The organism is Lactococcus lactis (assembly GCF_029023865.1).
Classification (GTDB): domain Bacteria; phylum Bacillota; class Bacilli; order Lactobacillales; family Streptococcaceae; genus Lactococcus; species Lactococcus lactis.
In genome coordinates this window covers 2,416,211-2,428,954 of the sequence record NZ_CP118969.1, presented here as the reverse complement: position 1 = coordinate 2,428,954, position 12,744 = coordinate 2,416,211, and the positions used below count along the sequence as shown (strand labels likewise).

15 protein-coding genes and 1 riboswitch are annotated in these 12,744 nt (G+C 36.9%); of the genes, 10 read left to right on the top strand and 5 right to left on the bottom strand.

Annotation, left to right across the window (positions count from 1 at the left end; translation table 11 throughout):
• The first annotated feature begins 30 nt into the window (after positions 1-30).
• Positions 31-1,371, top strand: coding sequence for a type I glutamate--ammonia ligase (glnA, locus tag PYW37_RS12360; protein WP_003131984.1), 1,341 nt, complete (start codon positions 31-33; stop codon positions 1,369-1,371).
• A gap of 58 nt (positions 1,372-1,429) precedes the next feature.
• Here glnA and PYW37_RS12355 read toward each other — a convergent pair whose 3' ends face one another.
• A complete protein-coding gene (locus tag PYW37_RS12355; RefSeq protein WP_003131983.1) occupies positions 1,430-1,630 on the bottom strand; it encodes a hypothetical protein in 201 nt (66 codons plus the stop codon).
• A 217-nt stretch (positions 1,631-1,847) separates the two neighbouring features.
• Between PYW37_RS12355 and PYW37_RS12350 the strand changes: the two genes are divergently transcribed.
• Entirely contained in the window at positions 1,848-2,294 is a 447-nt protein-coding gene (locus tag PYW37_RS12350; RefSeq protein ID WP_025017069.1) for a hypothetical protein, read from the top strand.
• 88 nt (positions 2,295-2,382) lie between these two features.
• Here the strand turns inward: PYW37_RS12350 and PYW37_RS12345 are convergent, their stop codons facing one another.
• Entirely contained in the window at positions 2,383-2,655 is a 273-nt protein-coding gene (locus PYW37_RS12345; protein ID WP_023190154.1) for a chorismate mutase, read from the bottom strand.
• Positions 2,656-3,164: 509 nt separating this feature from the next.
• Here PYW37_RS12345 and PYW37_RS12340 point away from each other — a divergent pair.
• From PYW37_RS12340 to dnaX, 3 genes are read left to right on the top strand one after another with little or no spacing between them, the layout of a single operon-like run.
• Entirely contained in the window at positions 3,165-3,653 is a 489-nt protein-coding gene (locus PYW37_RS12340) for a GAF domain-containing protein (protein WP_003131959.1), read from the top strand.
• Positions 3,654-3,684: 31 nt separating this feature from the next.
• Entirely contained in the window at positions 3,685-4,326 is a 642-nt protein-coding gene (locus PYW37_RS12335) for a phosphotransferase (RefSeq protein WP_025017070.1), read from the top strand.
• 48 nt (positions 4,327-4,374) lie between these two features.
• Positions 4,375-6,033: a DNA polymerase III subunit gamma/tau gene (dnaX, locus tag PYW37_RS12330; protein ID WP_023190149.1), complete on the top strand. Its 1,659-nt coding sequence runs from the start codon at positions 4,375-4,377 to the stop codon at positions 6,031-6,033.
• Positions 6,034-6,067: 34 nt separating this feature from the next.
• Here dnaX and PYW37_RS12325 read toward each other — a convergent pair whose 3' ends face one another.
• Positions 6,068-7,534 (bottom strand): amino acid permease, encoded by a 1,467-nt coding sequence (locus PYW37_RS12325; RefSeq protein WP_017865200.1) that lies wholly within the window; start codon positions 7,532-7,534, stop codon positions 6,068-6,070.
• 158 nt (positions 7,535-7,692) lie between these two features.
• A riboswitch (Lysine riboswitch) is annotated at positions 7,693-7,875 on the bottom strand.
• Between the two features lie 182 nt (positions 7,876-8,057).
• Between PYW37_RS12325 and PYW37_RS12320 the strand changes: the two genes are divergently transcribed.
• The 5 genes from PYW37_RS12320 (at position 8,058) to PYW37_RS12300 (ending at position 11,319) form a co-directional block, all read left to right on the top strand.
• Positions 8,058-8,912 (top strand): undecaprenyl-diphosphate phosphatase, encoded by an 855-nt coding sequence (locus PYW37_RS12320; protein ID WP_012898664.1) that lies wholly within the window; start codon positions 8,058-8,060, stop codon positions 8,910-8,912.
• A 191-nt stretch (positions 8,913-9,103) separates the two neighbouring features.
• The gene (rpsF, locus tag PYW37_RS12315; protein ID WP_003131954.1) at positions 9,104-9,397 is read left to right on the top strand and encodes a 30S ribosomal protein S6; all 294 of its coding nucleotides are present in this window, start codon (positions 9,104-9,106) and stop codon (positions 9,395-9,397) included.
• Between the two features lie 29 nt (positions 9,398-9,426).
• Positions 9,427-9,927 (top strand): single-stranded DNA-binding protein, encoded by a 501-nt coding sequence (locus PYW37_RS12310; RefSeq protein WP_003131953.1) that lies wholly within the window; start codon positions 9,427-9,429, stop codon positions 9,925-9,927.
• 173 nt (positions 9,928-10,100) lie between these two features.
• Entirely contained in the window at positions 10,101-10,346 is a 246-nt protein-coding gene (rpsR, locus tag PYW37_RS12305) for a 30S ribosomal protein S18 (protein ID WP_023190141.1), read from the top strand.
• Positions 10,347-10,545: 199 nt separating this feature from the next.
• On the top strand, positions 10,546-11,319 hold the full coding sequence (locus PYW37_RS12300) for a metallophosphoesterase (RefSeq protein ID WP_003131951.1): 774 nt from the start codon (positions 10,546-10,548) through the stop codon (positions 11,317-11,319).
• A 73-nt stretch (positions 11,320-11,392) separates the two neighbouring features.
• Here PYW37_RS12300 and PYW37_RS12295 read toward each other — a convergent pair whose 3' ends face one another.
• Positions 11,393-11,701 carry a DUF960 domain-containing protein gene (locus PYW37_RS12295; RefSeq protein ID WP_017865196.1) on the bottom strand — a complete coding sequence of 103 codons (309 nt, stop codon included), beginning with the start codon at positions 11,699-11,701 and terminating at the stop codon, positions 11,393-11,395.
• A gap of 37 nt (positions 11,702-11,738) precedes the next feature.
• Positions 11,739-12,587: a MurR/RpiR family transcriptional regulator gene (locus tag PYW37_RS12290; protein WP_012898662.1), complete on the bottom strand. Its 849-nt coding sequence runs from the start codon at positions 12,585-12,587 to the stop codon at positions 11,739-11,741.
• Positions 12,588-12,744: the final 157 nt, after the last annotated feature.

Genomic DNA, 12,744 nt, shown 5'->3' with positions numbered 1-12,744 from the left:
ACAGCGAAAATTTAACTAGGAGAGTAAAGCATGACAATCACAGCAGCAGACATTCGTCGCGACGTCAAAGAAAAGGATATTAAATTCTTGCGTTTGATGTTTACAGACATTCTTGGAACACTTAAAAACGTTGAAGTTCCAGCTACAGATGAACAATTGGACAAATTGTTTGAAAACAAAATGATGTTTGACGGTTCATCAATCGAAGGATTCGTTCGTATCAATGAATCAGACATGTATCTTTATCCAGACCTTGACACTTGGATTGTTTTTCCTTGGGGAGATGAGTATGGTAAAGTGGCAGGTGTAATTTGTGATGTTTACACTCCAGAAGGTGAACCTTTCGCTGGAGACCCACGCGGTGTCTTGAAACGTAACCTTAAATCAATGGAAAAATTGGGCTTCAAGAGCTTTAACCTTGGACCTGAACCAGAGTTCTTCCTTTTCAAACTTAATGAAAATGATGAACCAACACTTGAAGTGAATGATAAAGGTGGTTATTTTGACCTTGCACCAACTGACCTCGCTGGAAACACAAGACGTGAAATCGTAAATGTATTGACAGACCTTGGTTTTGAAGTTGAAGCTTCTCACCACGAAGTAGCAATCGGTCAACACGAAATTGACTTTAAATATGCCAATGCTTTGAAAGCTTGTGATAATATTCAAATCTTTAAGCTTGTTGTTAAAACAATTGCGCGTAAACATGGTTTACATGCAACGTTTATGGCAAAACCAGTTCACGGAATCAACGGTTCTGGGATGCATTGTAACATGTCTTTATTTACAGAAGATGGTGCCAATGCCTTTGCTGATCCAACAGGAGATATGGGACTTTCAGATGTTGCACATAGCTTTATTGCTGGACTTTTGAAACATGCTTATAACTTTACAGCAATTACAAACCCAACTGTTAACTCATATAAACGTTTGGTTCCTGGTTATGAAGCACCCGTTTATGTCGCTTGGGCTGGACGTAACAGATCACCTTTGATTCGCGTACCTGCTTCACGTGGTTTGTCAACTCGTGTTGAACTTCGTGCGGTTGACCCAACAGCAAATCCATATCTTGCATTGGCTGTTCTATTGGCAGCTGGTCTTGACGGTGTTGAACATAAATTGGAAGCGCCAGAAGCAATCGAATCAAATATTTACGTAATGACAGAAGAAGAACGTAAAGCACATGGTATTACAGATTTGCCATCTACTTTGCACAATGCCGTTAAAGCATTGCGTGAAGATACAATTGTGACTGAAGCGCTTGGAGAACATGTTTTGGTTAACTTTGTTGAAGCAAAACGCATTGAATGGGCAAGCTATGCACAATTCGTATCGCAATGGGAAATTGATAACTATTTAGAACTTTATTAATTGATATAAAAAATCACTGACAAAGCCTGTCAGTGATTTTTTGGACCATTTAAATATTTTAGTTGTTTTCAGTAATTGTCAAAACGTTGAAGGCAGTTTTTCCGTCTTCGGCAATCAAGAATCCTTTGTGTTCAGCAACATAGTCAATAGCTGCTTGGAAATCAGCGAATTCTTTGACGATTGAGCAAGTGTTTGTGGCACCGACATAATTGTTTTCTGAGTCCTCGTAATAATTGATTCCTTTAAATTTAAATTTCATAATAAAAAGTCCTTTCTTTGTTATAGTTTTATTATAGCAAATGGCACTTATTTTTTACTGATAAAACTTTAAATCAAAGTTGAAATCACAAAAAGAGCCATATTTTTTGAAAAATTCACAAAGTCAGTGTAAACTTGAGATAGGTTTTATGAATTTAATGCGAGAAAGGAAGCGAATCTTAATACTTTTTACTAAAAGTAGATTTGCATAGGAAAATATGGAACTCAATGATTTGAAAGATTCACTGACTGCTTTAAAATATGGTGAAATTGCAACTGTCGCGATGATTGACCGAGGCGCATATGCTGAAATTGAAGAGTCTATTGAAGCGGAAAGTAAAGATCAAAAGATAAATTCTGGAATCTTTAAAGAGCTTGCTGCTACAGTTAAAGATGAAAACGAGGATTTAGTGGTAGTTGGTCGTTCAGATATTGATCAGGCACTGACTCCAGAAGATTTTTCGCGATTTATCGGTCAGATGACCAAGGAAAAACATATTATTCTTGTTGAGTGTCTCTATTTGGGAACAACAGAAATTAAAGGTTTTCTTAACAGCTTGAAAGAAAATAATCTTTTAGAAAATAGTAAATTGGTTCTGCTTGATTTGCCGCAATTAGAATACATGATGTTGCGAGACAGTTTAGCTGGACAATTTAAATTATAAAAAAAGTTACTGACAAAATTATCGCTCAGTCTGTAAGTTGCGTAAGCAAGCAGATAGGAGTGATAGAATTTTTGTCAGTAACTTTTTCTTATTGTTCACGGTTTTCTCTTTGATAAAGGCGAGAATTTTTCATAATATCTTTAAAAGTATTAATGATTGTTTCTTGATAAGCAGAATTTTTAATATTTTGGCGAGCCAAATCTAATACGGCTTGTTCGCGAGAGTTATCTAAAATAGTAATTTTTTGTGCTTGTTTTTCTTGGCTAATTTCTTGAACAATTGTCATACGTTTCTCAAGAAGCTGAACGATTTCTTGGTCCACGTGGTCAATGTTGTTCCGAAGTTCTTCTAGTTTATTCATGGTTTTTATTATATCATAGCCAGTAACACGAAACAACGTTTCATGTTGCTGACTTCTTTCTCTCATTATGACCGAACTCAGCGGGACGATAATTTTCCGCCGAGTGAGTGCGGCTCGACTTGTTGCTTTAGCAACGTAGCGTAGAGAAGTAATAAGGTATCTACTTTGTTTCACTACGTTGTCCATACCACAGGTGTCCATTTTGTCAGCATTGCTAAAGCAACGGACAAAAGGGCTCGATCTAAGCCAGCAAGGTGAAAAGGCAGGAAGGACGCCATAGCTGGAAGCGACTGAAAAGGGAGCTTTCAGGGTGCAGATTAGAAAAGTATAGCTTTTCACCTTTTCGTCTGCGCGTTCACGCTTTAGCGTGTTGCCTTTTTGGCAGTTGCTTGAGCAGCTAGTCAAAACGGACAGCGTAGTAGAAGCAAGAATGCTTATATCAAAACTAATCTAAAATTTGCCTTTAAAAAATGATATAATGGATTATATTATTTTTGAGGAGCAACAAGATGAATAAAGAAGAAAAAATCGAAGGTTATGAGTTGCTTAATTTGCAACTAAAAGCGCTTCTTAGTGAACAAAATTATACACTTTCAAACTTAGCCAATGCAAGTAGTTTACTTTGGAGCTTTTTGCCTGAGCAAGTTTATACAGGTTTCTACCTCTACAATGGTGAAAAATTAATTTTAGGGCCATTTCAAGGGTCTGTGTCTTGCGTTGAAATTATAATGGGCAAAGGGGTTTGTGGGGAATCAGCTCAAAATCGCCAAACCATTATTGTTGAAAATGTAAAGAAACACAAAAATTATATTTCTTGTGACGGTCGAGCAATGTCTGAAATTGTTGTTCCGATGGTTAAAGACGGTAAATTAGTTGGGGTTCTTGACTTAGATAGTTCAGAAATTGGTTTTTACGATGAAATCGACCAAAAATATCTTGAAGAATTTGCTAACATTTTATGTGAAATGACTGATTTTAAATTTTTTGAAGTAGGTTAAATCAAAATTTTAAAGGGTATCGGAGAAAAAAATGAGTGAAATAGTAAAAAAATTTATTGCTGACCGTTTTGGGGAAAAAGAAGGAATATCTGTAAATCCAGGTAATATTGGAGATGTTCGTGAATTTGCGCAAGAATTAGGAAGTTTTCTCTATCAATTACATCGGCTACCAACAACAGATGCAAAGTCACCTAGTTTTGAAAATGCTTTTGCTGGCTCTGATTTGATTTTCTTTGAAGCTGAGATGATAGAACTTTTGAAAGTCTATCAAAAAGTTGTTCCTGCTGACCTTTTGCAAGAAAAATTTGATTTTGCAGCAAAAACAAAATGGTCCAAGAAACCTGTTTGGGTTTTGGGACAATTGCTTACGCAAAATTTAAAAGTTACTGACGGAAAGTTAGTTAACGTCAAAATTACTGACAAAGCTGTTATTGGTGATCCAGCTTTTGATTTAGCAATTGCTTGGACGATTTTTGATGAAAAAGCACGTAAAATATTTTTTGCGGCAACCGAAGCAGATGAGGCAACGATTAATCGAGCAAGAATGTTCGCCCTCAGACAGGCCCTCAGAAATTATCAATCACAAGATATTGATGAATTGATTCAATCACGTGATGCTTCAACTGAAATTTTAAAAGACTTAAACTATAGTCTTGGGCAAGATTTCTATTGAAACAAGCGGATATGAAAAGAATACTAAGTAAAAAATTGGAAGAGAAAAATGGCATATCAAGCATTATATAGAAAATATCGAAGTCAAAGATTTGATGAAATGGTGGGGCAAGAAGTTGTAGCAACAACATTAAAAAATGCGATTGTCAATCATCAAATTTCACATGCTTATCTTTTTTCTGGTCCAAGAGGGACAGGGAAAACCTCAGCAGCTAAAATTTTTGCTAAGGCAATAAATTGTCCTAATCAAGTGGATGGAGAGCCCTGCAATAATTGCTTTATTTGTGACTCAATCACCAAAGGAAGCTTAGATGATGTCATTGAACTTGATGCGGCATCAAATAATGGGGTTGACGAAATTCGAGAAATTCGAGATAAATCAACTTACGCAGCTAGTCAAGCCACTTACAAGGTTTATATTATTGATGAAGTGCATATGCTTTCAACAGGGGCTTTTAATGCACTTTTGAAAACACTAGAAGAACCTACAGAAAATGTTGTTTTCGTCCTGGCTACTACTGAATTACAAAAAATTCCAGCAACCATTATCTCGCGTGTTCAACGTTTTGCTTTTAAATCAATCACAACAGGAGACATTCGGACTTATTTAGCAAAAATAATGGCTGATGAAGGACTTGAATTCGACGGTAAAGCACTCGATGTTATTGCTAAAGCAGCTGAAGGTGGAATGCGTGATGCCCTCTCTTTATTAGACCAAGCTTTATCGTTTTCATCAGGAAAATTAGAAGAAAATGATGCACTACTTGTCACAGGGTCGATTGCTGCAGATGCTTTAGTAACATATGTTGTAGCACTTTTTGAGCATGATGAAGCAAAAGCGCTGACGGAACTTGATAAGATTTTTGCTGAAGGAAAAAATATGCTTCGATTTACGGAAGATTTATTAGCATACCTTCGGGATTTACTCTTGGATAAAAATTCTCAGTATGACCGGGGTCAAATTTTTTCATGGATTGATGTTGCAATTGAAAGTTTGAAAACGATAAAGGAAACGACTCAAACAAAAATTGCGGCAGACGTCATGACCATGCGTTTGGCTGAAATTGGACAAAATAATTTACTGACAGCTTCGCAAGGAGAAATTCCAAATCAGCTGACAGCCGAAATTGCTACTTTAAAAACCGAAATTAATCAATTGAAAGCTCAAATTTCAGCTGGTCAAATTCAGGTAAATTCAGATTCACAAAATAATTTACTGACAGAAAAAGTTAAAGGCAGTCCGAAACCAATAGCATCTAAAAAACGCCAAATTAACAAAGATTTAATTTATAAAGCTTTGGCTGAGGCGACAAATGAAGCTAGAAAAGCTGCTCTAAGTGCGTGGCCAGAACTTGTTGCTTCGGTAACTAAACCGGCAGACCGAGCTTTACTTAATAATACAGCCCCTGTCGCTGCGTCAGAAAATTTCCTTGTGGTGACTTTTCCTCATGAGAATCTTGCTAAAAGAGTCAGTGAAAATGAAGAATTGCAACTTTTTTGTGGGAATCTCTTGAGTTCAATTGTTGGATTTGCGCCAGAAATTATCTCTCTTGCTGAACAAGACTGGCAAGAAGTTCGAGCAGAATATGTTTCTAATTTAAAATCTGAAAATGTTCAAGAAGATGAAGAAGATGAAAAAGAGCCGGATGAAACGGTAAACTTAGCTAAAGAACTCTTTGGTGAAAAAGTAGTTGAAATTAATGATTAAAATAATAAAAAAGCCGCTCATTGAGCGACTTTTTTTAATCTTTATGACGACTTAAATCAACCTCTTTAAGGGGGATAAGTTTCGTTTTGTTTTTAAATTTATAACCCAAGTAAAGGATGAAGAAGAGTGGAATTGCGGCATACATGATGACACCTTGCACCCAAGTTTTACCAAAAAGAAGCATTGGGTCTTGGCCGAGTGTGACTAAAACGGTCATAATTAAGGCTAAGATTGGACCAAATGGGAATAGTTTTGCATGATAAGGTAATTTTTTAACATCTTTTCCTTGAGCGACATAGGCGCGGCGGAAGCGGAAGTGGCTAATTGCAATCCCAATCCAAGCAATAAATCCTGTTAAACCAGAGGCTGAGACGAGGAATGTAAAGAAGCTAACTCCGTAAATTGATGTCAAGAATGTGAGTAAAGCAACAGCAGTTGTAGCTAATAAAGCAATGAAAGGAATCCCGTTTTTTGAAGTTTTTGAGAAAATCTTTGGTGCGCCACCATCTTTAGCTAGTGAATAAAGCATCCGAGTAGAGGCATACATTCCAGAGTTTGCTGCTGAAACGACAGAAGTTAAAACAACGGCGTTCATGATAGAAGCTGCAATAGAGAGACCAACACGTTCAAATACAATTGTGAAAGGGCTTTGAGCAGCTGAATCTCCTCCAACTAAGTGGGGGTCGGTAAATGGAATGATAGCCGCCATCACGAAGATAGATAAGATATAAAAGACAAGAATACGCCAGAAGATAGAGTTCATAGCTTTAGGAATTGATTTTTCAGGATTTTCAGCTTCACCAGCTGTAATTCCGAGCAATTCTGTTCCTTGGAAAGAGAAACCAGCGACTAAGAGTACGCCGAGAATCCCTCCGCCGGTAGTGAAACTACCAAGTCCTCCGACAAAACCATGATTACCAACTGAAAGATTTTTAGCGACGTCAATATGACCGCCCATAATTCCAAAAATAGATAAGAAACCAATAATCAAGAATAAAACAACAACAGTAATTTTAATGGCTGACAACCAATATTCAGTTTCGCCAAAAGTTTTAACTGATAAGGCATTGATTGCAAAGACAATAATTAAGGCAATCAGTGAAAAAATCCAACTTGGAACATCTGGTAACCAGAATTTGATACAAAGGGCAACGGCTGTTAAATCAACCGCTACGGTAATTGCCCAGTTCAACCAATAATTCCAACCTAGAGCAAAACCAAAAGCTGGGTCAACATAACGTGTTCCATAGTCTGAAAAAGAACCAGAAGTGGGTAAATAAGTGGCCATTTCACCAAGTGATGTCATGAGGAAGTAAACCATTGCTCCGATAAGAACATAGGCAGTCAGTGCACCAAATGGTCCTGCCGTGTGAATGACATCGCCTGAAGTCAGAAACAATCCAGTTCCGATTGTTCCGCCAAGGGCAATCATGGAAACATGGCGTGATTTTAAGCCGCGTTTTACTTGCGTCTCAGTAGTTGAGTTTGAAGAATTTTCCAAAATTCTCTCCCTAATAAAATTTATTCTACACCGACTTGTTTGACTCAGACTCAACCTTACTCCTGTTTAGTTTAGAAAAGTCTGAGAAAAACAAAAAAAGCAATCCTACTAGGATAGAATAGATTGCTAAAGGTCCGACAAAATTTTAAAAATTTTCTTGAACGAATAGCCCTCCGCATGGTTATTAACCATTTGCGACAGTCTAGTGAGTTTTTCTCACTAGCCCAAGAACTTTGCTGAGCAACAAAATTCTTTCGGCAACCTCTCCTCCTCTATATACGCGTCTTTGTTGTGCTCCAACTCGGCGTAGATTCATATCAGTTGCGACCTCTATCGATGTGTTATTTGTAATTCTAGCGCAATTTTAAGATGATGTCAAGGAAGAGAATGTAAAATTAATTACAAATAATCACTTTCTTTGTAAGTTTATTCATTTGTCATTTATGATATACTTATGAGGATAGGACTGCTATGTCAGTCAATAAAAATCAGTCTTTTTACTGAAATTTTCTAGGAGCAAAATATGGATTTTATTCGTGCCATTATTTTAGGTATTATTGAAGGAATCACTGAGTGGTTACCTATTTCCTCAACAGGACATTTGATTATTGCTGATGAATTTATTCGTCTTAATCAATCAGCAGCTTTTAAAGAAATGTTTGATGTTGTGATTCAGCTAGGAGCAATTTTGTCAGTTGTTGTTCTTTATTTTCATAAACTGAATCCATTTAATAAGTTAAATCCAGCTGACAAACAAAAAACCCCACGTGAAATTCAATTAACTTGGCGTTTGTGGTTGAAAGTTTTGATTGCGGCTTTACCAGCAGCGATTATTGGTTTACCACTTAATGACTGGTTGGACAAACATTTTTACCATTTTGTTCCTGTTGCCTTCATGTTAATTATTTATGGGGTAGCATTTATTGTCATTGAGCGTCGGTGGGTACCAAACCATGAATTTTCCGTAATGAATATTGACCGTTTGCCTTATCGTGCCGCTCTTTATATTGGATTATTCCAAGTGCTGTCTTTACTTCCAGGGACATCGCGTTCAGGTGCGACAATTGTCGGTGCTTTATTAATTGGTGTAAGTCGTGAAGTTGCCGCAGAATTTACCTTTTTCTTGGGTATTCCAGTTATGTTTGGGGCTAGTTTCATCAAAATACTTCACTTTTTCAAAAATGGGAATTCTTTAAGTTTTGAACAATTTGGGGTCTTGTTAGTAGCTTGTATAGTTGCCTTTGGGGTATCAATGGTTGCCATCAAGTTCTTGACCGATTATGTGAAAAAACATGATTTTACTTTCTTTGGGAAATATCGGATTGTGTTAGGGATTATCCTTCTTATTTATGCAATGTTTAAAGCCTTTTTGGGCTAAGAATGAGATAAATTATGCCAACTCTCTTTAGTTGGTATTTTTTATTTTAAAATAGTTCTCTTTGCTGAGGGAAAGTTTAAATGTATTCTTGCTAAAAATAGAAAAAAGTGATAGAATATAACTCTGTGGGAAAAACTCACAACTTACGCAGGACTCAACCTGCGTCATTAGTCCAAAAGGAGGAAAAATCAATGACTAAATACGAAATTCTTTATATTATTCGCCCAAACATTGATGAAGAAGCAAAAGCTGCCCTCGTTGAACGTTTCGATGGAATCTTGACTGACAACGGTGCTGCAAATCTTGAGTCTAAAGACTGGGAAAAACGTAAACTTGCTTACGAAATCAATGATTTCCGCGAAGGTATCTACCACATCGCAACTTTTGAAGCTGAAACAACTTCAGAAGCTTTGAGCGAATTTGACCGTCTTGCTAAGATCAACCTTGACATTCTTCGTCATATGATCGTTAAAGTTGAAGCTTAAGAGCTTTCATTTCTAAGGAGAAGTTCATCATGATTAACAATGTTGTATTAGTAGGACGCATTACTCGCGATCCTGAACTTCGATACACCCCTCAAAATCAAGCTGTCGCAACATTTTCATTGGCTGTAAACCGTCAATTTAAAAATGCGAATGGCGAACGTGAGGCTGATTTCATTAACTGCGTTATTTGGCGCCAACAAGCTGAGAATTTGGCGAATTGGGCTAAAAAAGGAGCTTTGATTGGGGTAACTGGTCGAATTCAAACACGTAACTATGAAAATCAACAAGGTCAACGCGTTTATGTGACTGAGGTTGTGGCTGACAGTTTCCAAATGTTGGAAAGTAGATCTGCTCGTGAAGGTATGGGAGGCGGAACTTCTGCTGGTTCATATTCTGCACCTAGCCAATCTACAAATAATACTCCACGTCCACAAACGAATAACAATAATGCAACACCGAATTTCGGTCGTGATGCTGATCCGTTTGGTAGCTCACCGATGGAAATTTCGGATGATGACCTTCCATTCTAATAGGGTGAAATAATTGACGCTAAAGCGCCTAATTATTTCACGGAAACCGCTATGGCGGATTTCCTAACCCTCTTACTAGTTATTATGAAAAGCAGAATCGGCTTTTCATAATAACGTCGTAATCCTAAGAAAGCTTTAAACAGACATCTAAAAATAATATAAGGAGAAATAAAATGGCACAACAACGTCGTGGCGGCTTCAAACGCCGTAAAAAAGTTGACTTCATCGCTGCAAACAAAATCGAAGTCGTTGACTACAAAGACACTGAACTTTTGAAACGTTTCATCTCAGAACGTGGTAAAATCTTGCCACGTCGCGTGACTGGTACATCTGCTAAAAACCAACGTAAAGTGGTTAACGCAATCAAACGCGCGCGCATAATGGCTTTGCTTCCATTCGTAGCTGAAGACCAAAACTAATAAATGAAAGGCTGCTTCGGTGGTCTTTTTTTGTATAAAAATTTGATAATTAGAGTTGATATTTACTGACAGAAAGCTCGGTTCCGTCCGAATTTACTGACCAGAAATTTGTCAGAAAAAGAGAATAGATTGATAACTTCATCAAGTATTTTTGATTAATACTATGTTTTTGTCAGTGAATTTATGATAAAATGGACAAATGATTGAATTGATAATAGGAGCAGTGCTCTTAAGTTTGTTAATTTATGGAATTTTTATAGAGCCTCATTTGATGAAAGTGAGACATGTAAAAATCGCTCAAAAACAAAATTTAAAAATTGCTCATTTTACCGATACCCACTTTGCTTGGCACACGACTAGTCGTCGTTTTAAAAAATTTGCTCGAAATATTGCTAATGAACAGCCAGATTTAATTATTTTTTCTGGAGATTTATTTGACAAGGTTGCTTGGGCAAAAAATCGAGATTGGACTGATTTACTGACGATATTGTCAGAACTTAAAGCTCCTCTTGGGAAATTTGCGATACTTGGTAATCATGATTTTGATGATGAAAAATCGTCAAGGTTTGTTGAAGAGTTTCTAGAAAAAGCTGGTTTTGTTCTGTTGAAAAATTCATCAGTTGTCAAAGATAATTTATCTATTTCTGGGGTTGATGACTGGCGTGAGGGACGGCCTGATTTTGAACTTGAGCCTATTGATGCAACATTTTCGCTTTTAGCCCTTCACGAACCGGATACTATTTTAGACATGGAAACAATTAAGGAATTTGATTTAATTCTTTCTGGTCATAGTCACGGAGGGCAAATTCGGATAGGAAATTGGCGTTTACGCAATAAGGGGTCAAGTAGTGCTGATGCTGGTTTGTATCAGCTCAATGACCGAACAAAATTGTATGTTAATCGTGGAATTGGTTTGACTTTCTTACCTATTCGTTTTGGGGTGCCTCCAGAAATTGTGTATTACTACATCTAAAAAAATCTGTCAGTAATTTTGACAGATTTTTTTATTTAAAAATTTACTGACAGCTTTGTTAAAAATTCTGTCATTACATTTCTCTTGCAGTCATGATCGTTTCGCGTCCCATATTATCAACGGCTCGGTAGTGTAGAGGCCATTCAGGATTAAAAGGGTAGCCAAAATCAACGAGGATGGTTGTTGGACTATTGTCTTGAGAAAAACGAATAGAAAGTAAATTATCCGAATTAACCAAGTCAAAATTGATAATTGTTTCTAGTGGAAAAACACCCTTGAGGTGATGGTCAATAATAAACCAAAAGGCATCAATGACTTCTCCAGGAATTGACGCAACGGTATCAAAACTTGCGTAGCGTCGTCTAGTGTTAGAAAATGCCATAAAATCACATCCTTTCTATAAGATAAATGGATAAATTCTAGGAAATACGGGAATCTCGAATGACTTTTCGGATTTCAGATAAAGTCCCTTCAGAAACATTTTTCATTTTCATTCCGTACATCATAAACAAGGCATCAAGCAAACTAATTTGAGAAACAGTGGAAGCGACAGCTTCAGGTCGAAATGAAATTTCTTCAGAAATTGAAATTAGCGCGACATCGGCCGCTTTAGCTAAAGGTGAACTCGCAAAAGAAGTCAATGCAATAATTGGAACCCCGCGACTCTTCAAAATTTCAACCAAGTGCATTGTATCTCTGTTTTTTCCTGTATGTGAAATAACAAAAGCACAATCGTCGCTCGTTAATTTTGCAGCTTGCATTTGTTGAAAATGAAAATCCTGATGATAAACGCAGTGCAAAGGCATTCTCAAAAATTTATGAAAAGCAATCAATGCAACAGCGTTTGAACCACCCAAACCAAAAAAACCGCAAGTGCTGGCATTGAGCAAAATTTCCATGGTTTGGTCAAGTTGTCTGTTAGTGATAAGGTTTAATGTAGAATTTAATGATGAAATATTGCCGTTGAAGTTTTTTGTCAGTATTTCTTTGTAATCGTCAGTTGGTGAAAGTTCGCTAAAAAATTCATCGTTTCGTGTCGAGTCAGTGGCATGAATGGCGAGTTTTAATTCTTGGAAGGAATTAAAGCCAATTTTTTTAGAAAATCTGGAAATTGTAGCCGTAGAGACATGAGTTTTTTGAGCAAATTCCTGAATTGAAAGCCTCGCTGCACTATCAATATTCGCAATTAAATAGTCAGAAATTGCCTGATCTGATTTACTGAGGTTATCATAATAACTTCGGATTCGGCTGATTAAAGTACGCGACATATCAAGCCTCCTTCTAATTGACTACATTATATCATAGCCAGTAACACGAAACAATGTTTCATGTACTGACTATCATTTTATTGGGACCGAACGATGCGTAGGATAGCTGTTGTCAGTTTACTGACTTACAGATATGCTAGTTGTTACACCTAGAGCG